This is a genomic window from Bartonella bacilliformis Ver097 (assembly GCF_000709795.1).
GTDB lineage: Bacteria > Pseudomonadota > Alphaproteobacteria > Rhizobiales > Rhizobiaceae > Bartonella > Bartonella bacilliformis_A.
Genome location: NZ_KL503802.1, coordinates 424,970 through 447,910, shown reverse-complemented (window position 1 = coordinate 447,910; position 22,941 = coordinate 424,970). Strand labels below are relative to the sequence as shown.

Sequence of the window (22,941 nt, the reverse complement as noted above, 5' to 3'; positions counted from 1 at the left end):
AGCTACATCTGCTTTCCAAACACACAAAGATTAATGATCTTTCTTTTAGGAGAATCCCATGAAGAAACACGCTCATTCTGTAAAAACACCGCAACAAAAAAAGCAAGATGTTGCGCATTCAAAGCAAGATGTCGCACAATCTTTAAAAAAAATAGGCCAATTCTCTCAAAACTCAAGCAAATCCTCCCAAAGTCTCGGGTCTTTAAAAACACAGGCTATCGCTATTGAAACGAGCAACCCATATTTCCAACCAGCGTATAAAGAGAGTTCCAGAAACCCACGCACCATCATAGCCATCGCCGATGCGCATAGCCGCCCCATTGCCCTATTATATGCCAAAGGGCATATCAGCAAAGCACAATATAAGGCAGCAGAACATTTCTATAAATATTGGTACCAAATACAGGGACAAGCGCATATGGGCTTTGATTTCACCCGGCAAAAGGTTGACGGCAACCCCCCTTATCAAGGCAAGATCGAGTACCAAATAGAAGCAACCAAACAGCTACAAGAGATCAAAATTCAACTTGGAATTCTCGGCTATGCCCTGGTTGAGCAAGTGGTCGGTTATGGCCTATCGATCAAAGAATTAAACTCTGTCAAACGCAAACAAAACTCCCTAGCGGATCATTTGCGCGACTGTTTGGACTTGATGGCTCTTCATTGGAGTTATATGAAAGCAAAGTCTTAAAAAAAACCGCAAATAGGTTTTTCTCAAATGAACTTTCTATAGAAAATCAATAAAAAATGTCGTCATTTTAAAATTGCACAATCTCCAAGAATTCAAATCCTCCATATCCAGATATCAAATCCCCACATGAATCCCAGGTAAAAAATCCCCCATACCAATTTTCCAAATATGAAATCCTCCCATAGATGATTGATGTGTTGCCAGTTAACGCATAACAGAAAGAGCCTGCGCAGCAAAGTTTCATCAAGCTCGCATTAACAAAGAAAAATTAATCAGAAAGCTTAAGCTGGAAAGTTGAGAAAAATGGTCTTGTTTGATATGTGGGGCTATTCAATGCATAGCCCCCTTGAATAGACAGGCCCACTCAACAAACCACTCACCCAATATACCAATTACAGGGTAGCGCCTACGGGCACTGGTGCGGGTGGTCGGACTCGAACCGACACTCCTCTCGGAACCAGATTTTGAGTCTGGCGCGTCTACCAGTTCCACCACACCCGCATACAATGCTCAAGAGTACAGCATAGTTAGACTTGTACTCTTTGACCTTGCACTATATGAAGAATGGTAGATTCGTCAACAGGTGCATTCTATTTTTTACAAAATGGGCCACATTTTGATCTCTGTTGTTTCCTCCAGGGTTCAATTTTTGTAAGTTTCTCTCTATGGAACACTCTTTGGATGGAACATCCGTTGGATCAATATTTTTAACTCTACAACAAAGAATTTGATTTTATATGAATATAAAACGAAACATAAAAAAAATAAAAAATTGGACAATTTCTTTAGGAACGCGGCGGACAGCTTCCTATTGGCTTGGCTTCATTGTGTTTATTGAAAGTTCTTTTTTCCCTATCCCGGGGGATGTATTGTACATTCCGATGTCGCTTCTTCGCCCTAAAAAAGCCTATTTTTACGCATTTATTGCGACAGTTTGTTCTGTTTTAGGCGGCATTTTGGGTTGGTATATTGGCGCCTATGCCTATGACAGCATCGCCAGACCCATTTTAGAATTTTACGACAAATATGACTATTTTCAAGCTCTACAAACCCATATCACGCAGGAAATGCTTGTGGTTTGCATCTTTCTTTCAGGGTTGTTTCACATTCCTCCCATCAAGATGACCACACTTTTTGCAGGTGCGATGGACATTCCTCTTTGGCTTTTTTCCACCACCTCTTTGATCGCCCGCGGTGCTCGTTTTTATCTTTTCGCGTGGCTTATTCAACGTTTTGGCTCACAAGTGCTTTCCTTTATATCGAAACAGTGGAAATGGGTCTTACTCATTGGTTTAATTGCTTTTGGATTGATTTATGGACTTTTTTCTACTGTTTTGAAATATTATCTCAATTTTTAAAGACAATAAGCCATGGTTCCTTTTTTATCATTGCCCTCCTTTTTGCATAAACATCTTTACCAAACACAAAGCAATAAAGAACGATGTTTTTGGGCGTTATGCCTTACTCTCAGTCTCTCAGTAACTGTAGGTCTGACCCTGGGTTTTGAATATATTGGGGGATATCTCCCATGTTCTTTATGCCTTATTGAGCGTTTGCCTTATTATAGTGCTCTTGTTTTTTTGGGTACCGCCAGCCTATGGGCATGGTTTGTCAAAACATCTTGCTGGGTAAGGTTTTTGTTTTTATGTGTTGGGGGAATCATGGCTTGTAGCCTTGGCTTAGCGATCTATCATGTGGGGATTGAATATCAACTTTGGCCTGCACCAACCAGTTGTGGCGTAGGGGCAACAAGGATCATCACAAATGCCAACCACTTATTGCATCACTTAAACAATATTCAACCACCTTCTTGTTCGCAAACTCCAGGACATTTTCTCTTTTTATCCTTTGCAGGATGGAACGCCGTAGCAAGCCTGTTTTATATGCTGCTTAGCCTTTTTGCTGCTTCAAAGGGACTGTTATCAAAACGCAAAATAACATAAATCCTGCACTTAAAGAGCAACATCCCACACATGAAAGATGCATTGCAATCCACAGGATAGACATGCCACATCCACAAACTATGCCACATCGCATCTCTACAAACTATGCACAACATACCACACCCATCCATGAGAACCTCCCATCACAGCCATCCATTATGACCTTTATCACGGCCTCCTCACCATGGCCCCTATCATTCATGGTCCTCGTCACAATCCTCCATCATATCTTCCATCACCTTTACACCTTCACCATAATTCCTCTCCATAACAGCTCTGTCTCCCTGTATTACAGCCCTCATCACAGCCATTTCTCCCTTACCTGCCCCACCACAACCTGGCCCCCTCTCTTGCACAGAAGCAAAACACAAATTTTCTCATCTTATCACACGGAAAATTCTGATTTCGGATTGACTTTGTCTTTTTGACGCCCTACATTTAGAATTATTCTAAATTATAAAGGTCTGTTATGTTTGAAGCCTTTTTTTCACTGTTGAAACGCAAATTCTCTACCTCTTACATAGACTCTCATGCTTTAACAGTGACAGGGCCTTGTGCAGCCCTTTGTTGCGACAACAATAGCCAAGCACTGCAGCTGTCTTGCCCTTTAAAAGCAACATTCCCTGCTAATACGAAGGATCATTCCTCGCAGCATCATCAACGCTGTCAGTGTTTTTCCTGTAAAAATTATGTAAAAATTTTAGAGTCATGGCTTCCTGAATCCTCTCCTGCACCAGTACCAGCTATACAAGCAGCCTGTGCAGAAGGAGCAAAGCCAACAGACCATACACATTCGTCACCAAAATATCGACAACGATTGTTAACATGGATCCAACCTGGCCTTGCGGGTTTAATGGATGGATCGGTTTCTACTCTGGCGCCAATTTTTGCTGCAGCTTTTGCCACGGGTGACACCCATAAAACCTTTTTAATAGGCCTTTCTGCTTCGATTGGGGCGGGTCTCTCCATGGGGTTTACAGAAGCCGCCCATGATGATGGTAAATTATCCGGGCGCGGCTCACCACTGAAAAGAGGCATCGCCAACGGCATCATGACAACCCTGGGTGGGTTGGGCCATACATTGCCTTATTTGCTTTCCTCTTTTTACGCGGCAACAATTCTTGCGCTTATTATTGTGTTTTTTGAATTATGGGCCATTGTTTGGATTCAAAATAAATTTATGGCAACACCTTTTTGGCGTGCTTCCCTGCAGGTGATTGTTGGTGGAATTTTGGTTTTTGCGACCGGTATTTTGATTGGCAGTGCATAAATCTGGAAGAGGAACCAAGGTTCGCCCTTAAGCCATGCCTTGCTCTTCTCCTTCTTAGATTGTACCTTACACAATGTTACTCCTCACCTCTTTCTTCGCTCACCTCACTGCCAACATCTTTTCGTCCTTTAGGCCGTCCCTGTCCCCTTCTTAAGGTCATGAGTCACATCAGCTATGTTACGCCCTTTCAGGCTTTATACAATATATTTTTCCCTTTAGGCATGCTCCTACCAACACGTTTTCTTTCCTTCTTTAAATAGCCCACTCCATATTGCCTCTCACTCTTCCCTGCCACCTTTCATACCAACATTTTTTACCTTCTTAAGCCATACCTTTCCTTCATTCTCTCAGGCCATGCCGTATAAAGGTCTTCTTCCTCTCTCAGGCTGAACCCTACTCTTCTTCCCCTCTCTTAATCCACGCCTTGCACCGGCTGCCTTCTTAAGCCGTTCCTGCTTCATCCTTTTCAGAAAGCTTCACCTAACATCTTCTCCTCTTTTAGGATGCCCCCCACCAATGTCTCTTCGCCTTCTTAAGACAGCCCACTTCATATGGCCTCTCACTTTCCCTGCCACCTCACCACCAACATCTTTTCACCCTTTAGAACATGCCTTTTCCCTTCTTAAGCTGTGCCTCACATCAGCTGCGTCCCTGCCCTTTCATGGCCTCACACCCAACATCTTCTCCTCCCATTCTACGTCAACATCTTCTTATCATTTAGGCTGTTCTTTGCCTTTCACCCTCTTAAGCCATACTTGCTTGCTCTTCCCTCTTTTGGGCCAAGTGTTACATTAACATCTTCTTGATGGAATTTTGGTTTTTATTACAGACATTTTTTTGGTAACGTATACACTGTGGAGCACAGCTCATCCCATGGAGTGCGCCATTTATCGGCTCGTTTTTTTTAACATGCTGGTGTTAACATTTTGTCTGTTTTTTACTGTTTTGGAAATCTTTTGTCATGTCTGATCATCATCCCCACATGTCTTTGCAAGACGCACACAATTCTTCTTCTCCATCGCAAAAATTACCTTTATGGGTTCAATGCCTTGAACATGGACAAGGTCTAGCACTTCCCCATTATGCCACAGAAGGCTCAGCAGGTCTTGATCTACGGGCCGCGCTTCCTGAAAATGAGAGCATCACACTCTTCCCCGGGCAGCGGGCTCTTATCCCCACAGGTCTTATTTTTCATCTCTCCCCTGGTTTTGAAGCACAAATACGCCCACGCTCTGGCTTAGCTTTAAAGAGCGGCATCACCTGCCTCAATACCCCAGGCACGATTGATAGTGATTACCGTGGTGAGGTAAAAGTGTTGCTGATCAATTTAGGCCAAGAAGACTTTATCATTGAACGTGGAATGCGCATTGCCCAAACGGTCATCGCTCCTGTAACTCAGGTGGAAGTTCGCCTGTTGGACCCAAATTCAGATCGGACCTCTTCTCAAACAGATCTTAGCAATCAACCTGACACAGGGCGCGGCACTGGCGGCTTTGGTTCAACAGGACAGAAATAATACAAATCTATAATAGAAATCACGATGATAGTGATGGTGCGCTTTGCACCATCCATCTCTGCTATCTCTTTCTTCCCCATCGGATTTCCCATGCACAAACATCTATGTGCTCACCTTTATGCGTCAATGCCTTGTAACACACTCTTAAATACCTGCCAGCATAAGGCGCAACACTTACATAACCTCATCATATGCAAGGCTTGATCATCTCCTATACGAAGCCCAACGCTCTCCATGAAAGGAAAGAACCTAAGCATCAAGCCTATACGTCTCACCCTATGGCATCTACATTCACACAACTACATTCACGTCTGCTCCCTGCCCCCATATATTATCTACTATACACCTACATTCATGCACTATAGCATGCACTCTCGATAATCCCTGCCACAACTCGCGAAATCACTTATACGTCCTATTCTAAAGGTGCAAAAAAGAAGGCATCCAGCACACCGGTCAAAACAGTGAAGAAGAATGTGAAGAGAGTACAAAAGGCTGATGATGCTGAGAAAAAACGCCCAAAAACTGCTCCCTCAACATTTACGCGCTCCATGTCCACAACGACTAAGCACACCTACCCCCATACAGCACGAACACGGATACCCTCACCTTTATGCATACAACTCCAAACATAGCAACTACATTCACACCGGCTCCTTCCTCCATCGCATGCACTTACATTTACGCACGCGCCCCATGCACACCACGACCCGCGCAAATGCTTTAAGAAAATAATCTGTTCCTCACTTAGTTTAATTTAAGCATGAGGTTTTTTGTTTACGCGTAAAATTTTTTAAATCATTGAAAAAATTGAAAAGATTATTCAGCAGGAATAGTCTCAACCGTTTTATTGGCCGTTTTTTGCAGCCCGACAAGGCCAATTTTGGTATAGCCAGCCATGCGGACTCGATCAATCACACCCACCACATAGCCATAATCAATTTCAGCATCAGCATTGATTAAAATCTTCGTTTCAAGATTCTGCTTAGTCTCTTGAGATAAGATCTCCATAAAATCAGCCTCACTCACAGGCTTATTGCCGACATACCAAGATTCATCCTTTTTTAAAGTAATGTAAAGTGGTTCATCAAGATGTGAAACAGGCTCTTGCGTAACAGCTGGCAGTTGAACAGGAATGACCGATGTAGCCAAAGGCGCTGCCACCATAAAAACAATGAGCAACACTAAAATAACATCAATGAAAGGTGTCACATTGATTGTATTATTGAGCTCAAAATCTTCTGCGTTATCCCAATCATCTTGAAAATTCATAGCCATTATTGGAGACTTTTTTGTTGTCTTTGTCGATCCATATCACGACTTAAGAGTCTTTCAATTGCTGCGGCGACATTGCCTAAATCACTGCGATAATGGCTCAATGCACGCGACAAACCATTGTACATCACCACAGTGGGGATCGCAACAAAAAGCCCAAGAGCCGTTGCCAACAAGGCTTCCGCAATGCCTGGTGCCACCACATCTAACCGCGTTGTTTGTGTTTTTGCAATCCCGATAAAGGAATTCATAATCCCCCAAACGGTTGCAAAAAGCCCGACAAAGGGGGAAATGGCCCCAATCGTTGCCAGGATAGCATTGCCTGCTGCCATGCGCTGTGTTGCCACCAATAAGTAGCGCGATAACAGCGAATGAACCCGCTCTTTCACACCCTCATGGAGCATGCCTGAAAGAATGTCTGGATTATTGTTGCTCTCTGCCTCTTCAGACCCAGCAGCGCTCTGTTGTGTTGTTGACAAAGGAACACCTTTTTGTACAGCAACACCTTGTTGCATGGATGAGGCAACATTCTGTTGTGCGGATAGACTAACACCCTGTTGTGTTGACAAAGAAATTTCTCTCAATGTCTCTTGGAGAAATAAAACACTAGCCCCTGTTTGATTTTGCAATTGATCCACCAAACACGCCAAAGTCTGCGCCTGCTGAGCGGAGCGTAAAGCGCGCTGTGCTTTACGTTTTGCCAAAGTGATTTCAACGATTTTGGCAAAAGCAATTGTCCACGATACAATAGATGCCAAAATAAGAAGAACCATCACGGCTTTTACAACAAAATCGGCTGCCATAAACATGGCAAGAGGGGAAAAATCATGCGCTGCAAATGAAGGAAAATTACTCTCTAGAAGTGGTGCTACGTCAGGTCCCATTTCTCCCTCGCAGACAGTGTTACTGTACCCTCATCATTTGCATTGTTTTTATTGTTTCTTTGACTGTATCGCGATTATATTGCAACTGTATTTTTTGCCTCTTCACGATCAAAGGCCAACAACACAAAATAAATAAAGCTTTTTGACCATAAGAGAGAACCAAAAACAAATCTTGTTTAAGTCAACCCTTGTCCTTTTCTGCTCCCCCTTCACAGAGACTTTTCTTCCCCCTTGCAACGAAAATTTACAAAAAAACAGCATGAAAACGATAAAGAGTGAGATCCGTTCCGCGTTGATAAAAGCCCTCTCTAGCCCCCTTGTAACCCTTTACTGCATATTCTCCATACTTGATGTACATTCTGCATAGAAAGTTGGTCTGTTTACACAAGTTCAACAACATGAAATAGCTCTATGAATAAGGAGCAACATGCTATCATTGCTGGATTAAATTTTTGATTTCAAAGTTTAACCTTATAAAACAAAGGTTATGAAACACAAGCAGAGCTGGAAAATGCTCTTTAAGCATAAAGCAGAACCTTCTGATCGAGTTCTATGCCCCAAAATCTAAACCCTTAGGGCTTTATCCCCAACCCCGATCCTTAAACACTTGAGTCCAAAATCTTACCTTTAAAACCTTAGTTCTAGCCCCATCCCATAGGGGATCTGCCTTTTAGGGAAAAGCTTCACAACATTGTGTCCATGGAGAAATTGTACACGAGGAAAATTTCCCCATTATGATTTTGTCTTAATCATGATCATGGCGCGCAATCAGCTTAATGAGATCATCGACTATAGCAGTTATAGCTTCGCGGTTATCCCCTTCTGCCATGACACGGATCACCGGTTCTGTTCCAGAAGCGCGCACCAACAGCCGCCCCTCTTTGCCTAAATGTTCAGAGGCTTTCATAATAGCTGTTTGCACTTTAGACTTTTGCAAGACATTTTTATTGTGCACGACCTTGTTTTTCAAAATTTGTGGCACAGGCTCAAAGCGCTTACATAACTGGCTCATTGGTTGTTGACTTTCCTTTATACAGGCCAAAATCTGCAAAGCAGCCACCAAGCCATCTCCCGTGGTGCAGAAATCACTCAAAATAATATGGCCAGAGGATTCACCACCAATATTATATTTCTTCTGGCGCATCATATCAACAACATAGCGATCTCCAACATCTGTGCGAATAAGCTCTAGCCCTTTCTCCGATAGAAAGCGCTCCAACCCTAAATTCGACATCACCGTTGTTACAATACCCTTATGATGCAACCGCCCGGTTTTGTGCCAATGTTCCGCAATGACAGCAATCAACTGATCACCATCAATCATTTGCCCTTTTTCATCAACCATCAAAACACGATCGCCATCACCATCAAGTGCAATACCAACATCAGCACGCACTTCATGAACTTTATTTCTTAAAGATGTCAGATCTGTTGAACCACATTCTTGATTAATATTAAAACCATTAGGTTCATTATTAATGGCAATAACCTCAGCCCCTAATTCCCACAAGGCACGTGGCGCCGCTTTATAGGTAGCACCATTGGCACAATCAACCACAATACGCAAAGCATCCAAACGCACATCACGCGGCAAAGTTCGCTTGGCATATTCAATATAACGATAAATATCACCTTCAACCCGTTTGGCTCGCCCAATTTCTTCACAATTTGCCAGGGGCAGTTCTGAAATATCAGAATCAAGCAAAGCCTCAATTTTTGTTTCTTTTTCATCTGATAGCTTAAAACCATCAGGACCAAAAAGCTTGATGCCATTATCATAAAAAGCATTATGAGAGGCAGAAATCATCACCCCAATATCAGTGCGTAACGAACGACACAACATCGCCACAGCAGGTGTTGGAATAGGCCCCAGCAAAAAGACATCCATCCCTGCTGCTGTAAACCCTGCAACCAAGGCATTTTCAAGCATATAACAAGATAACCGGGTATCTTTCCCAATCACAACACGACGGGATGTCGCTTTTGATCGAAACAAAACACCAACAGCCATCCCCACTTTCATGGCGAAATCTGGTGTCATGGGGAAAACATTAGCTTTGCCACGAATTCCATCTGTACCGAAATATTTACGCGCCATTTTGTTTCCTTTACCACGACTGCTTGAAGCCCATTACAAACTTTCCCTCAGAGTGCTTATCTTTTTCAACAAAACAAGACGCAACCCTTTCATGAATTCCTGACTTATAATATTCTCTAAATCCTGAAAGACCACACACTGTTTTTACAAACTGATCTAAAATTCACAGAAAACAGCCTTTATTTTTCCACAATATCGTTTTAAAAATGCTCACTTCGTTTTTAAAAATTCTCGCAAAACCCTTTTACCCTATACTGAACAGCCGCAAAGAATAATTCATCTCCCAGAGCGGCCCATTTATCAAAGCTGAAAATTTAGAGCGGAAAGCTCAACGCTGAAAACTTTACCCCATTCCCAAGTTTCAACAAGGGCCAAAATCTCCATAGACCATTTTAACAAGGGCTCAATTCTCATATCCTTGTCGATAAAGCCTCAATCCTCACAAGCTTCAAGTTCACATGCCCTCGCTGACGAAACCTCACTCTCACAGGTCTCAATCTTCACACATCATTTTTGACAAAAATTCAATGCTCATTGGCTTCAATCTTCACGCACCCTTGTTGGCAATCCGTCTCGCAAAATAAGAGCGCGCTTTTATTTTCACAAATTTGGTTTTTATCATTGAAAAAGCGCTATGCTATGCAACATCCCCATGAAAAAGAAGGCTTCCTCTCTGTATCACGCAGATACCCTTATTTTTCATCTTCTGTGTTGCTTGCGGCTTCTGCCGTTAAATTGCCTTTTTTATTGTGTGCTGATTTATTATGCTCTAAGCGTTTCTTTTCAGCATCACTAGCCTGCGCACTTCCCAGACTCTTCTTGGCCATATTGGCTGTCGCTGCCTCTGCCGATGCTACCTTCGCTGATGTGGCTTTGATAGGCGTTGCGGCCGGTGTCGCTGTTTTAATTTGTGTACCGGATGCCTTCTTTTCCGCACTTTTAGCAGACGCATTTTTTACCACCTTTTTGGCAGAGTTCGCTGCTACAGCTTTTGTTCCAACACTTGGTTCTTCTTCTTTAGCATCACTAGCTTGTGAAGCCCCTTTGCCATTTTTAGCGCCAATCTTTGGCACAGAAGACGTGCGCAAAGGTGCAGTATCACTGCCCTGTGTACGTGAAGGAGGGTTTCCTGCAATCACTTCATTAATTTCTGTCCCCGTTAATGTTTCATATTCCAATAATCCTTGCGCTAAAGCTAACCATTGTTTATTTTGTGCTTTAAGAATTTTTGTCGCCGTTTTATAGGCGTTATCAATCAGTCTGCGTACCTCAGCATCAATCATGCGGGCGGTTTCTTCAGAGATATTTTGTGTCCTTGCCACAGAATGGCCTAAAAAGACTTCATCTTGATTGTCACCATAAGCAACATGTCCAAGCACATCAGAAAACCCCCAACGGGTGATCATAGCACGGGCTAATTTTGTTGCCTGTTCAATATCTGATGCAGCCCCAGAGGTGATATTCTCTTTGCCAAATTTTAACTCTTCTGCCACTCTTCCGCCCATCATAATAGCCAAACGTGAAATCATCCAGAGATAGCTCATGGAATAACGATCACCTTCAGGCAATTGCATCACCATCCCTAAAGCCCGGCCCCGTGGCACGATTGTTGCTTTATGAACAGGGTCACTTACAGGCACATTTAAAGCTACAATCGCGTGCCCTGCTTCGTGATAAGCAGTGAGTTCTTTTTCTTCCTGTGTCATGGCGGTTGAACGGCGTTCAGCCCCCATCATCACTTTATCTTTGGCATCTTCAAACTCTTGCATTGTGACCACTTTTTTATTGCGGCTTGCTGCCATCAAAGCAGCTTCATTGACAAGATTCATCAAATCCGCCCCTGAAAATCCTGGGGTTCCCCGTGCTAAAACTCTCAAATTAACATTTGGCGCCAAAGGCACACTGCGCACATGAACTTCTAAAATCTTCTCACGCCCAGCAACATCAGGGTTGGGCACTACAACTTGTCGGTCAAACCGACCTGGTCTTAACAAAGCAGGGTCCAACACATCTGGCCGGTTTGTTGCAGCAATAAGAATGATGCTTTCATTGGGTTCAAAGCCATCCATTTCAACCAGCAGCTGGTTTAATGTCTGTTCTCGTTCATCATTTCCACCACCCAATCCGGCACCACGATGCCGACCAACAGCATCAATTTCATCGATAAAGATAATGCAAGGAGCATTTTTCTTTGCCTGTTCAAACATGTCTCGCACGCGGCTTGCCCCAACACCAACAAACATTTCAACAAAATCTGACCCTGAAATGGTGAAAAACGGCACATTGGCTTCCCCAGCAATAGAGCGTGCTAACAATGTTTTTCCGGTTCCTGGCGGCCCCACCAACAAAACGCCTCGTGGGATACGCCCCCCTAAACGCTGAAATTTTTGTGGTTCACGCAAAAAATCGACAATTTCTTGTAAATCTTGTTTAGCTTCTTCAACCCCAGCAACATCTTTAAAGGTGACACGCCCTTGCGCTTCTGTTAGCAATTTTGCTTTTGATTTTCCAAAACCCAGGGCACCGCGTGATCCCCCTTGCATTTGCCGCATAAAGAAGATCCATGCCCCAACAATAATCAGAACAGGAAGCAGTGAGAATAATAAATTGAGGAAAATGCTATTGCCAGAGCTTTCGGGCACAGCTCTAATATTGACTTTGTTTGTATCTAATCTTTGTACCAAACTGGGATCTCTTGGCGCATAAGTTGAAATTGTGCGACGATCCGCCGTTTGCCCTGTTAATTTTTGACCTTGGATGGTCACAGTTTTCAACTCATTACTGTCAATCTTTTGTAAAAATTCGGAATAAGAAACCTCACCATTGCTGGCGCGTTGCCTATTGCCATTAAAAAAAGAAAATAAAACGATTAAAACTAAGGCGATAAGGCCCCAAATCATCAAGGATCGAAAATTAGAATTCATATTTGGCCCATTTATCAGATACAGGTTCTCGAAGAAGTCTTTATAGCATATAATCTTGTCTCAGCCTTGCCAAGAGAAAGAAAGCGGTTTCTTATCTTTTAGAATAATTTTTTTCAATTCTTTTACTCGATGTTTAATAAAGGCTCTACAACATTAACAATAGCAGCATCTTCGCGTGATAACAACCAATCAAAGGGTGCCATAATACGTTTGATGATGACTTTGCGCTTACTATAGAGATGGGAAGTCAAATCTGGAATATCAACGTCTTGACTCTTCGAAATCATCAAAAGAGACTGCAAAGAGGGGAAATGAGGCCGCTCAAAATTCAAGACACCATCCATAGCCCCCTGTTTGAGAAAATATTTCAAATGGTCAATATCTGCTGGTCCAACGCGGATAACCTCCTCATCATGATTGATGATCTGATAGCGCCCATCCCACAGCAAGCTTTGTCCTGGGAAGAGAATCTCTTCCTTAATGTTGCGTGCTTCGCGCCAACACACAATGCCTTTATGATTATATTCAATAACAGACCCAGACAGCGTGAAACGTTGTTTTTCTGGATGCTGCAAAGATAATTTCCGCCCAAGTGCTGCTACTTTTTGAGAAGACAGTAAATAAGGGTTACCCCCCATCAGCACTACAAATAACCCGACAACAAAGGGAAAATTGACATGCTGTTGTAAGAAGGATGCAGGTTTGCCGATAAAGCAGTGCCCATATTCAACACAAATATCTAAAGCCAAAATCAAATCTGCAATATCTTGTGCTTGTTTGCGCCGTTGCACAGCCGCGTGATTAACCTTTTTGGCAATATCAGCAAGCTTTTGTTGATGCAGAGAATGACGCACGCGCACGCGTTCAAATTTGCGATCTTCATTGGTCGGGTCATCGATCCATGATGTTCCTTGCAAAGATAAATAAGCACGCAATGTTTTCCGCTTAACGCCAAGTAAAGGGCGAATCAAACGCACCTTGCCGCGCAACAATGCCTCTCTCGGGATACAGGCTAAACCCCGTTCATAGAACAGATCACTCTCTTCTCTCTGATGTGATACACTTTCCCCATCACAACTTGACAAGCTGTTCCTATCGTAACCTGATAGACTTTGTTCCACATTTTCAGAAGTAAATTCTTGATACACACCACTACCCACCGCTTTCTCGGCCTTTTTTGGCGCCTTCGGCTCTTCTTGTGGCACAACATTGAGCGCAAACTCTGTCTTTGGCTGAGCATCTTCCCCTCTTTCTGGGTGGACCTCTGGTTGAACTCCTATCTCTGGCTTGACTTTTTTCTTTTCTCCAATTTTTTGCTTAATATCGGCCTCTTGCTTTGTATCATCCTCTCCTTCTGGCTCAGCAATAACAGCGCCCTTGTGAAGACGCTGACGACGCATATGATAAGTTTCCACCTGATCATTGAGCGTATGCCCTGTCATAATCAATGTTGCACCTTGTTTTTTAGCTTCTTTAAAAAGCAAATCGTAGCGGGCAATACGGGCTTGTTGAGCAATATTTGTCTTTGGCTTTTCACCTTCCCACCGCACAATGACATGTTTAATGTGATGCGCGCGACAAAGAGCAGCAACATTTTCTGCTTCCAAAGCAGATTCTGCACGCAATTGATGATCAACTGTCACCACAATAATTTCAGGGGGGACTTTTTTAATAGGAATATTTTCAGAAGAAAGAGATCTTGAGGAAACAGTCTCATCAGCAGCAGACCATGTTTTGAAATAGTCTCTCAGCAAAAACAACAAAGCTAGCGAATCACTTCCTCCTGAAACCGCTAAGATCAGTTTCTGGCACTGAACAAAATCAGACTCTTTAAACACATTTTTTGCTAATTTAACAAACACCGAAAACGATTTTTCCTTCTTTTAAGGCTTTGATAAAATATTGTTCACCATTTATCCTTGTTAAAACAATCTGATAAAAGCGTTTATAGCTTTTCAAGTGGCCCCAAGAGTAGCGAGACTCACAATGAGTTTCAACTTTATCTTGAATTTTTTGAAAAGAACACACGTAAGATCCGAAAAATGCTTAGAAGATACCTCAAAAAACGCTTTCTCTCTTTGCCTCCCTATCTTTGTCAGCTGGAAAAGACATGACGACACGGCCTACCGGGAAAAAAGCCAGATGGCCAAGTCTGCCGAAAAAAACACAATGATATGAAAGTGCTCCTCGAATTTGCCCCTTTCTTAAAGCGAAAAATAAAAAAATCCGCAAAAGAGAACATTCTCAAAAAAACCAACTTCTCTTAAGAGAGCGCAAAAAGCAACACGGCTCAATGGAGGAAAAAAGCTTTGCACAAAAAGTTTTCAGAGCTATTGCTCCTCTATAAAAAGAGCCCTTAAGCAGTTAACACGTCCTGCTCTCTTTTCAGTAGACAAAGCTCTCTTTCTCAATAGGAAAATAGATTTTTGACAAAAACCCTTATGCACCGCCCTTTGACGTAACGCTAATAACCACCCGTCGATTTTGATTCCAACAAGAGATATCATCACACACAGCGACAGGCCTTTCTTTACCGTAAGACATGGTTTTCATCCGTTGTGGAGAAATACCAAGAGAAATCAAATAATCCCGTACCGCAACAGCACGGCGTTGCCCAAGAGCTAGATTATACTCGCGTGTTCCGCGGTCATCCGCATGCCCTTCAACCATGATGGTATACTGGGGATAAGAAAGCAACCATTCTGCTTGGCGCATTAAAATACGTTGAGCGTCTGCTTCAATAACTGAAGAATCAAGACTAAAGAAAACACGATCACCAACATTTACTACAAAATCTTGCTCTGAACCTAGTGTCACATCACCATACTTTGCATTTTTTGCAAAAAATCCCATATCATTGGTTGGATTGATAGTCTTTTTTCCACACCCAGCCACACTTAGCAAACAAACAAAGACCAGAGTCAATGGACAGAAAATAATTTTGTAAACAAAATCCATACGCTAATTCTCCTCTTTATAAAGGCCAAAGTTGGGGTAATTTTGAAGCACTAAAAGGAAAAATTTAATGCAGTATCGTTAAAAAAATCCCAACAAGAATTAAGTAAGAAAAATCTTTGTCTTTATTTATACTCATCTTCTTTTTTTGTTTTTCATCTTTTAACAAAAATCTCTTATCTCACCCTATTAATATCGCCATTTTTCAAAGCCGCCCGCTAGGAAACACAAACACCTTAAGTCATAAATACCAACTGTTTGACTTACGTCTCTGCCGCGCCCCTTCAAAATCCCTCTTTAAATATCTATTCAGCGTCTTGCGCGTTTCTTATCTGTGTATTTAATTTGGCAAAAACCTTATCTGCATCAAATTCTTGATTTTTTATAGATTTATTTTCTCTCTTATCTTCCATTAAATCGAAGAAGGCATTTTCTGTAACAGATGCAGGCAGCAAAGTTTCATCCCGCTGTTCAGACTGAGGACGATTTTTTGCAGCGCGCTGCAATTCGATATCAAAATCAATTTGCGAACACAATCCTAACCCAACAGGGTCCATAGGAACAAGATTAGAGCTATTCCAATGGGTTCTATTGCGAATTTGCTCAATGGTTGACTTTGTTGTTCCAATTAACCGTGCAATTTGTGCATCTTTTAATTCAGGATGATTGAGTACCAACCACAAGATTCCATTTGGACGGTCTTGACGCCGAAAAAGAGGAATGTAGCGTGCACCTTTACGCTTAGGAAGGGGAATATTCACTTTAGATTCAGCAAGTTTAAGACGAGCTGTTGGGTCTGCTTCAACGCGCGCAATCTCACTGCGTGTCAATTGCCCAGAACTAATAGGGTTAAGCCCTTTAATACTGCAAGCACTCTCACCATCGGCAATTGCTTTTACTTCCAACACATGCAATTTACAAAAATCTGCAATTTGTTCAAAAGAAAGTGCTGTATTATCAACCAGCCAAACAGCTGTTGCCTTGGGCATCAAGAGTTGCGTTGCCATTTTCTTATTCCTCATCTTTCCTTTTTAAAGGTAGGTTGCTTTCCTTTTTAAAGGCAGGAAACTGCCCATTTTCAATCTGTAGATCATCAAACTACGAGTTTTTCAAGCCACAGGCTTTTTAACCATAGATTTTTTCAAACCATAGGACCATCAGATCACAGTTTCGTCACGCTACAGGGTTTGCACTCTTCTCTATAAAATTTTATAGAGAATAAAGAGAGCCTCTTCATTCGCTCCAAATCAGTAGACACTAACATCTTCTTAATAAACATTACATCCCACCGCGGCTGCGAATAAATCGCTTCTATCACACAATGATACCTTTTTATAGCGTGATCCTTTTCTTATAACGTGATTTTTATGCTGCGACAAGATATCTCTCTTTACGAGGATCTTTACCTTTGATAAGATTTTTTTTATAAGGGTCTTCGTTCAATAGTCTATACTCTTTCATAGTGCCCTTAAGCACATGTGAGATAGTATCAATCTCACTCATCAAACAGAGAGGGAGCCAATGGCAGGCCATTCACAATTTAAAAATATTATGCACCGTAAAGGGCGTCAAGATGCGGTACGCTCAAAGATATTTTCTAAACTTGCACGTGAAATTACGGTTGCTGCCAAACAAGGTTCTCCTGACCCAGCGATGAACCCGCGTTTAAGACTTGCTGTTCAAAATGCTAAATCACAATCGATGCCAAAGGATAATATTGAACGAGCGATTAAGAAAGCTTCAGGCAGTGATGTCGAAAATTATGATGAAGTCCGGTATGAGGGATACGGTCCCGGTGGCGTGGCTGTCATTGTTGAAGCCCTCACCGATAACCGTAACCGCACCGCCTCCAATGTGCGTGCAGCCTTCACCAAAGCCGGCGGTGCTTTGGGAGAAACAGGATCCGTAGGCTTTATGTTTAACCGGATTGGTGAAATTATCTACAAGCCTGAAGCCGGTACAGCAGAAAGCGTTATGGAAGCTGCCATTGAAGCAGGTGCAGAAGACGTGCAATCAGAAGAAACAGGCCATCATATTACCTGTGCGTTTGAAGATATTGGTGAAGTTTCAAAAATGCTTGAAGCAACCCTAGGCGAGGCAGAATTCATTAAAACCATTTGGAAGCCAACCACACTTGCCCCCGTAGATGAAGAAAAAGCCATGTCAATTTTACGTCTCATTTCTACATTGGAAGAAGATGACGACGTGCAAAATGTCTATGCTAATTTTGATGTGAGTGATGAAGTTTTAGCGACATTATCAGCTTAAAATAGCGCCTGTTTATAATCTCCGCTTTTAATAGTATTTGCTTAAAATAGTGTTTGTTTAAAATTTGGGCTCTCTGTTGAGAAGCAGTCCGCTTTTTTGATTAAGCAAATTAAGAATTCTTTCTTATGAGATGAGTGCTTGTTGCCCCTTCTTTTATGAGCCATTTTCCGGTAACTATTGTCCTCTCTTTGGCTATCCCTTTATGGACCTGATTCCCCTTGAAACTTCTTGCAAACCGCTCTAATAGGCACTTTGAACTAAGGCTGCAACCTGATCCTCCTGCAACTATCTGTAAGACACTATCAATAGATTTTTTGTAGCCTCCTGATAGGCACTCCTTCAGGCTGAAACAAGCACCTTATTCATCAGCAAAAGCATAGAAAAACCAAACTATCGGTAAAATGGCAAAAAAAGCAACCTTGCATCGCTTAAGCTTTTTCAACCTTAAAAGGATTCTCTTAAATTCCTTAAGGTAAAGCCCTCTTTTAAGGACTTTGCTTTTTTAGGCCTGTTCTCGTTGAAACTTTATAAAATGAAGCATCCACCAAGATTGAAGTAAAAATTATACGCCAAGATTTCCAAAGCGGTTTTTGAATTTGGAAACACGTCCGCCACGGTCAACAAGTGTTTGTGACCCACCAATCCACGCCGGATGGGTTGTTGGATCAATATCCAAATTCAATGTATCCCCTTCTTTTCCCCATGTTGAACGCGTCGCATATTTGGTTCCATCAGTCATAACAACATAAATCTGATGATAGTCGGGATGAATATTGGGTTTCATACGGCAAACTTTCTGTTTTCAGAGAACGAAGAAAAGCTCTTTATTATTTTTTAAGTGCACTCTCTTCGCCTTTTTGATACATTCATTGAGTTGATTTCCCTATAGCTGAGCATGCATCAAAAAACAAGGGTTCAAACACAATCGATTACTCAAAGTCTTATCAGTCAAATACATGAAAACCCCTTTGCACCCAACATCTCCAAATCACTCTGCACCTTCAACACAAATTTTTAAGATACAGCATTCTTTATCTTTATTTGCGCATCTTCTCCCCTATCTTATGCGCTATCGCTGGTTGATTGTTGGTTCGCTCATCTCATTGTTGGCAGCTGCCTTTATCACTCTGGCTTTGCCTATTGCTATTCAGCAAATGCTTGATCATGGTTTTCAAGCGTCTCGTTATGGGGAAATCAATAGTTATTTTAGCATTTTATTTGTGCTTGCCTTTCTTTTGGCCGCAGCTTCAGCAAGTCGCTATTATTGTGTCATCACATTAAGTGAACGTGTTGTTGCCGACTTACAGCGCGATATTTTTAGCCATATCCTACAACTCTCACCTGATTTTTTTGACCGTTCCCATTCTGGTGACATTATTGCAAAGCTCGCCACAAACACAACCCAAGTAAAATTGGCTATTGGCTCCAAAATATCTACCGCTTTGCGTCAGCTTATTATTGTTGTCGGGGCCATCATGATGATGGTCATCACAAATGCCAAATTATCCTTGCTTGTTTTGCTATCTATCCCCTTTGTGGTTATCCCTCTCATACTTTTGGGGCGCCAAGTCCGCACACATGCACGCATCGCACACAATAAACTTTCTGAAGCCAATAGCCTAGCTGCTGAACAAATGAGCACCATTCGCACAGTGCAAGCCTATACGGCAGAACCCTTTATTGCTAACCGCTTTTCCAAATTGATAGAACATAGCTTTCAAACAGCGAAAATTTCGATTACAGTGCGTTCTCTTTTTACTGGCCTTGCGATTTTTCTTATTTTTAGCAGTATTGTTGCGGTTTTGTGGATCGGATCACATGATGTGCTTCATGGCACCATGTCTGGCGGAACTTTAAGTCAATTTGTTATCTATGCCATTTTTGGTGCCGCAACCTTTGCGCAATTACCAGAAATGGGAACAGAATTATGGCAAGCAGCAAATGCCGCAGAAGAATTGTTTAACTGGTTGCAAGAAAAACCAGCTATTACCACGCCCACTTCTCCTTTACCATTGAAGCAGCCTATCCAAGGGGCGATTCTTTTTGATCAGATTGATTTTCATTATCCATCCAGACCACAAAAAAAAATCTTACAAAATCTTTCCTTTTCCATCAAAGCTAGCGAAACCGTTGCTTTTGTAGGGCCCTCAGGAGCGGGAAAGAGTACAATTTTTTCTCTCATTTTGCGCTTTTATGACCCGACAAGCGGCCATATCCAGTTTGATGGTGTAGATCTGAACCAGCTTTCCTTGCATGATTTACGCTCTTCCATGGCTTATGTTTCGCAAGATGTTGCTATTTTTGAAGGTACGATACGGGACAATATTGCCTTTGGCATAGAAAATGCGAGCCAAGAGCAAATTATTGCAGCCTCTCAAGCAGCTAATGCGCTCGAATTTATCGAAACTCTCCCCGATGGCTTTGACAGTAAAGTAGGAGAACGGGGCATCATGCTTTCTGGTGGACAAAAACAACGGATTAGTATTGCCCGGGCTATTTTAAGAAATGCTCCCCTTTTGCTTTTGGATGAAGCGACATCAGCCTTAGATGCCAATAATGAACATCTGGTACAAAAAGCCTTAGAAAATCTTATGCACAATCGCACAACCTTGGTGATTGCCCACCGTTTAGCAACAGTTTTGAAGGCAGATCGCATCCTTGTGATTGATCAAGGAACGCTTGTGGAAGAAGGAACGCACGCACAATTGGTCGCACAGGATGGTATTTATGCCCATTGGACTAACTTGCAATTTTCATCAGGGATTTCATCTCCTTAATCTTAACTTTGTGGGAATTGCATCCCCTGCAACCCTAAATCTGTCAACCTCCCACCTAAATCTGTCAAGCCTCTCAATCCCAGAACTTTTCCCATCAACCTTAATTTGCAGAGATTTTATCTTTCACGATCTTAAATCGTAGGACGCCTCCAACTTTCGGGAATTTCATCCCTTTCAACCCTAAATCTGTAAAGCCTCACGCTTCCAGAACTGCTCCCATCAGCCTTAATCTGCAGAGATTTCATCTCTCATGACCTTAGATCATAGGGCTCCAATTTTCGCGGATTTCATCCTATTCAACTCTAAATCTGTAGGGCCGCTAACTTTTTCAGAATGGCCCCCTGAGCTCTAAATCTTTAAGGCTTCAAACGCATGAAGCTCAAATCGTAGAGCCTCAAAGGCATGGGCTCCACAGCTGAAATTTCTTAATGCTTTCAAACAGGTTTTTTGAGAACTTTATTTAATTCAGCGTGAATGATTTCATTACCAGCAATAATATTTTTCACACGGGAAGAATCACCTTCATCGACTTGGTCGCTAACAAACCCTCCTGCCTCACGCACCATCAAGATTCCAGCCGCTACATCCCAAATCCGCAAATGACTTTCCCAAAAGCCATCGGTTCTGCCAGCCGCTACATAGGCTAAATCAAGAGCTGCTGCACCAAAACGGCGCACCCCTGACACTTCAGCCATCATATTGCGCAATTCAACCAGATAATGCCCATGCTGCGGACGACCCAAATGAGGCATGCCGGTTGCAATCACACATTCTGACAATTTTCTCCGCCCTGCCACACGGCAACGCCGATCATTAAAAAAAGCACCCTGACCACGCTCTACCGTAAAAAGCTCATCCAAAATAGGATTATAAATCACACCAGCAAAAATCTGTCCTTGCCGTTCCAAAGCAATAGAAACCGCAAAAAAAGGAATGCCGTGTAAAAAATTGGTTGTCCCATCTAAAGGATCAACAATAAAACGATGCTGAGGATCTTCCCCAACAATATTGCCTGTTTCTTCCATCAGAAAACCAAAACTTGGCCGTGCTTTGCTCAATTCAGCGAAAACGATTTTTTCCGCTTTACGATCCGCTTGGCTAACATAGTCAGCTGGCCCTTTTAAAGAGACTTGCAAATTTTGTACTTCGCCATAATCACGAACTAAAGAGCGACCCGCTCTCAGAGCCGCTTGAACCATAACATTCATGATGGCAGAACGAGCCATATCTTACCCCTTTTCACTCACGCGGCGTATATAAATTAATTCATTAGTATCAACAATGACCCGCTCACCTGCTTGAACAAAAGGGGGCACAAGGATACGAATGCCATTTTCAAGAATAGCAGGCTTGTAAGAAGATGTCACCGTTTGTCCTTTAATGGCAGGATCGGCTTCAGCAATGGTAACAGTAACTTGATCCGGCAAGGATATACCAAGAGGTTTTTCCTCGTGAAGTTCAACAGTGACCGTCATTCCATCTTGTAAAAAAGCCGCGCGATCGCCGACAAAATCTCTTTGTAATTCAAGCTGTTCATAAGATTCCGTATCCATGAAAACCAACGCTTCACCCTGCTGGTAAAGAAAGGTAAAATCTTTTTGTTCTAACCGCACTTTTTCAACAGTTTCAGCGGCACGAAATCTTTCATTGAGCTTGGTTCCATCGATCACATTTTTTAGTTCGACCTGATTAAATGCACCCCCTTTGCCTGGTTTAACAGCATTGCATTTAACAGCTACCCACAAACTTCCTTGATGTTCAATCACATTTCCGGGGCGAATTTCATTACCATTAATCTTCATGATTCACATCCAATTTCCCAATTTCATATATTGACTTTCACTCTCTCAAGCACTTGCTATCCTAGGTATTTTCCCCAAGTATATTCCAGGAGATATTTCTCATTGTCATAAAGCAAAGAACAGGCATTTTTCCAAGAACTTTCAATATCTTAAACTTTTTCTCAATGTTTCAAGCACTTTCCTAATATCTTAAATATTTCTAATGTCTCAGCTTGTGTCATGGAAAAGTCTTAGTCTTTGTGTACCTTAGCTTTTTAGCTTTTTGCAAGAGCATAAAATTCAAAACATCATTTTAATAAAATTTTCCTTCAATTTATCTTGGCTGAAGGGTAATTTTCTTAAGGCTCGATAGCTTTCCTTCGCGTCTTTTTCATTTTCCCCTCTGTCGCCCATTATAGGCCCCCATATGTCCAATGATATTGGGGGCCACTATAGTCTCTCATTATATTTGGCTCCCATTCATTCATGGAGCGCTCCATACCCGCATCTGCCCCAACATCTCCTATTATATTCAGCCCCTTTATTGAATGGAGTGCTA

17 protein-coding genes and 1 tRNA gene are annotated in these 22,941 nt (G+C 42.2%); 7 read left to right on the top strand and 11 right to left on the bottom strand.

Annotated elements, in window-relative coordinates:
- The first annotated feature begins 58 nt into the window (after nt 1–58).
- Nucleotides 59–691 carry a hypothetical protein gene (locus tag H710_RS01835; protein WP_041849152.1) on the top strand — a complete coding sequence of 211 codons (633 nt, stop codon included), beginning with the start codon at nt 59–61 and terminating at the stop codon, nt 689–691.
- A 416-nt stretch (nt 692–1,107) separates the two neighbouring features.
- On the opposite strand, the gene H710_RS01830 is transcribed toward H710_RS01835, so the two are convergent.
- Nucleotides 1,108–1,192 (bottom strand) — tRNA-Leu (locus H710_RS01830).
- 236 nt (nt 1,193–1,428) lie between these two features.
- Here H710_RS01830 and H710_RS01825 point away from each other — a divergent pair.
- From H710_RS01825 to dut, 4 genes are all read left to right on the top strand, one after another.
- Nucleotides 1,429–2,049 (top strand): YqaA family protein, encoded by a 621-nt coding sequence (locus H710_RS01825; RefSeq protein ID WP_041849151.1) that lies wholly within the window; start codon nt 1,429–1,431, stop codon nt 2,047–2,049.
- Nucleotides 2,050–2,061: 12 nt separating this feature from the next.
- Nucleotides 2,062–2,634, top strand: coding sequence for a disulfide bond formation protein B (locus H710_RS01820; RefSeq protein ID WP_041849150.1), 573 nt, complete (start codon nt 2,062–2,064; stop codon nt 2,632–2,634).
- Between the two features lie 469 nt (nt 2,635–3,103).
- The gene (locus H710_RS01815; protein ID WP_041849149.1) at nt 3,104–3,904 is read left to right on the top strand and encodes a VIT1/CCC1 transporter family protein; all 801 of its coding nucleotides are present in this window, start codon (nt 3,104–3,106) and stop codon (nt 3,902–3,904) included.
- Nucleotides 3,905–4,865: 961 nt separating this feature from the next.
- Complete coding sequence (gene dut / locus H710_RS01810) at nt 4,866–5,420, top strand: dUTP diphosphatase (RefSeq protein WP_052472861.1); 555 nt, start codon at nt 4,866–4,868, stop codon at nt 5,418–5,420.
- 819 nt (nt 5,421–6,239) lie between these two features.
- Here the strand turns inward: dut and H710_RS01805 are convergent.
- The 7 genes from H710_RS01805 to H710_RS01775 form a co-directional block, all read right to left on the bottom strand.
- Nucleotides 6,240–6,698 carry a biopolymer transporter ExbD gene (locus H710_RS01805; protein ID WP_041849148.1) on the bottom strand — a complete coding sequence of 153 codons (459 nt, stop codon included), beginning with the start codon at nt 6,696–6,698 and terminating at the stop codon, nt 6,240–6,242.
- A complete protein-coding gene (locus H710_RS01800) occupies nt 6,698–7,579 on the bottom strand; it encodes a MotA/TolQ/ExbB proton channel family protein (RefSeq protein ID WP_041849147.1) in 882 nt (293 codons plus the stop codon). The genes H710_RS01805 and H710_RS01800 overlap by 1 nt, the downstream gene beginning before the upstream one ends.
- Before the next feature lie 745 nt (nt 7,580–8,324).
- On the bottom strand, nt 8,325–9,677 hold the full coding sequence (gene glmM / locus H710_RS01795) for a phosphoglucosamine mutase (protein ID WP_041849146.1): 1,353 nt from the start codon (nt 9,675–9,677) through the stop codon (nt 8,325–8,327).
- A 692-nt stretch (nt 9,678–10,369) separates the two neighbouring features.
- A complete protein-coding gene (gene ftsH / locus H710_RS01790) occupies nt 10,370–12,601 on the bottom strand; it encodes an ATP-dependent zinc metalloprotease FtsH (protein ID WP_041849145.1) in 2,232 nt (743 codons plus the stop codon).
- A gap of 122 nt (nt 12,602–12,723) precedes the next feature.
- Nucleotides 12,724–14,463 carry a tRNA lysidine(34) synthetase gene (locus H710_RS01785; RefSeq protein WP_041849144.1) on the bottom strand — a complete coding sequence of 580 codons (1,740 nt, stop codon included), beginning with the start codon at nt 14,461–14,463 and terminating at the stop codon, nt 12,724–12,726.
- Nucleotides 14,464–15,040: 577 nt separating this feature from the next.
- Nucleotides 15,041–15,559, bottom strand: a complete 519-nt coding sequence (gene pal, locus H710_RS01780; protein ID WP_041849143.1) for a peptidoglycan-associated lipoprotein Pal — start codon at nt 15,557–15,559, stop codon at nt 15,041–15,043.
- 302 nt (nt 15,560–15,861) lie between these two features.
- Nucleotides 15,862–16,563, bottom strand: coding sequence for a DUF1013 domain-containing protein (locus tag H710_RS01775; protein WP_041849142.1), 702 nt, complete (start codon nt 16,561–16,563; stop codon nt 15,862–15,864).
- Between the two features lie 514 nt (nt 16,564–17,077).
- Between H710_RS01775 and H710_RS01770 the strand changes: the two genes are divergently transcribed.
- The gene (locus tag H710_RS01770) at nt 17,078–17,824 is read left to right on the top strand and encodes a YebC/PmpR family DNA-binding transcriptional regulator (protein WP_041849141.1); all 747 of its coding nucleotides are present in this window, start codon (nt 17,078–17,080) and stop codon (nt 17,822–17,824) included.
- 562 nt (nt 17,825–18,386) lie between these two features.
- Here the strand turns inward: H710_RS01770 and rpmE are convergent.
- On the bottom strand, nt 18,387–18,608 hold the full coding sequence (gene rpmE / locus H710_RS01765; protein ID WP_041849140.1) for a 50S ribosomal protein L31: 222 nt from the start codon (nt 18,606–18,608) through the stop codon (nt 18,387–18,389).
- A 172-nt stretch (nt 18,609–18,780) separates the two neighbouring features.
- On the opposite strand from rpmE, the gene H710_RS01760 reads away from it, so the two are divergent.
- Nucleotides 18,781–20,601 (top strand): ABC transporter transmembrane domain-containing protein, encoded by a 1,821-nt coding sequence (locus H710_RS01760; protein ID WP_041849139.1) that lies wholly within the window; start codon nt 18,781–18,783, stop codon nt 20,599–20,601.
- Between the two features lie 434 nt (nt 20,602–21,035).
- On the opposite strand, the gene H710_RS01755 is transcribed toward H710_RS01760, so the two are convergent.
- A complete protein-coding gene (locus tag H710_RS01755) occupies nt 21,036–21,827 on the bottom strand; it encodes an inositol monophosphatase family protein (RefSeq protein ID WP_041849138.1) in 792 nt (263 codons plus the stop codon).
- A 3-nt stretch (nt 21,828–21,830) separates the two neighbouring features.
- The gene (efp, locus tag H710_RS01750; RefSeq protein ID WP_041849137.1) at nt 21,831–22,403 is read right to left on the bottom strand and encodes an elongation factor P; all 573 of its coding nucleotides are present in this window, start codon (nt 22,401–22,403) and stop codon (nt 21,831–21,833) included.
- Nucleotides 22,404–22,941 lie beyond the last annotated feature (538 nt).

Coding starts and splice junctions, on each gene's coding strand:
- H710_RS01835 (WP_041849152.1), top strand. CDS start 59: ATGAAGAAACACGCTCATTCTGTAAAAACACCGCAACAAAAAAAGCAA.
- H710_RS01825 (WP_041849151.1), top strand. CDS start 1,429: ATGAATATAAAACGAAACATAAAAAAAATAAAAAATTGGACAATTTCT.
- H710_RS01820 (WP_041849150.1), top strand. CDS start 2,062: ATGGTTCCTTTTTTATCATTGCCCTCCTTTTTGCATAAACATCTTTAC.
- H710_RS01815 (WP_041849149.1), top strand. CDS start 3,104: ATGTTTGAAGCCTTTTTTTCACTGTTGAAACGCAAATTCTCTACCTCT.
- dut (WP_052472861.1), top strand. CDS start 4,866: ATGTCTGATCATCATCCCCACATGTCTTTGCAAGACGCACACAATTCT.
- H710_RS01805 (WP_041849148.1), bottom strand. CDS start 6,698: ATGGCTATGAATTTTCAAGATGATTGGGATAACGCAGAAGATTTTGAG.
- H710_RS01800 (WP_041849147.1), bottom strand. CDS start 7,579: ATGGGACCTGACGTAGCACCACTTCTAGAGAGTAATTTTCCTTCATTT.
- glmM (WP_041849146.1), bottom strand. CDS start 9,677: ATGGCGCGTAAATATTTCGGTACAGATGGAATTCGTGGCAAAGCTAAT.
- ftsH (WP_041849145.1), bottom strand. CDS start 12,601: ATGAATTCTAATTTTCGATCCTTGATGATTTGGGGCCTTATCGCCTTA.
- pal (WP_041849143.1), bottom strand. CDS start 15,559: ATGGATTTTGTTTACAAAATTATTTTCTGTCCATTGACTCTGGTCTTT.
- H710_RS01775 (WP_041849142.1), bottom strand. CDS start 16,563: ATGGCAACGCAACTCTTGATGCCCAAGGCAACAGCTGTTTGGCTGGTT.
- H710_RS01770 (WP_041849141.1), top strand. CDS start 17,078: ATGGCAGGCCATTCACAATTTAAAAATATTATGCACCGTAAAGGGCGT.
- rpmE (WP_041849140.1), bottom strand. CDS start 18,608: ATGAAACCCAATATTCATCCCGACTATCATCAGATTTATGTTGTTATG.
- H710_RS01760 (WP_041849139.1), top strand. CDS start 18,781: ATGAAAACCCCTTTGCACCCAACATCTCCAAATCACTCTGCACCTTCA.
- H710_RS01755 (WP_041849138.1), bottom strand. CDS start 21,827: ATGGCTCGTTCTGCCATCATGAATGTTATGGTTCAAGCGGCTCTGAGA.
- efp (WP_041849137.1), bottom strand. CDS start 22,403: ATGAAGATTAATGGTAATGAAATTCGCCCCGGAAATGTGATTGAACAT.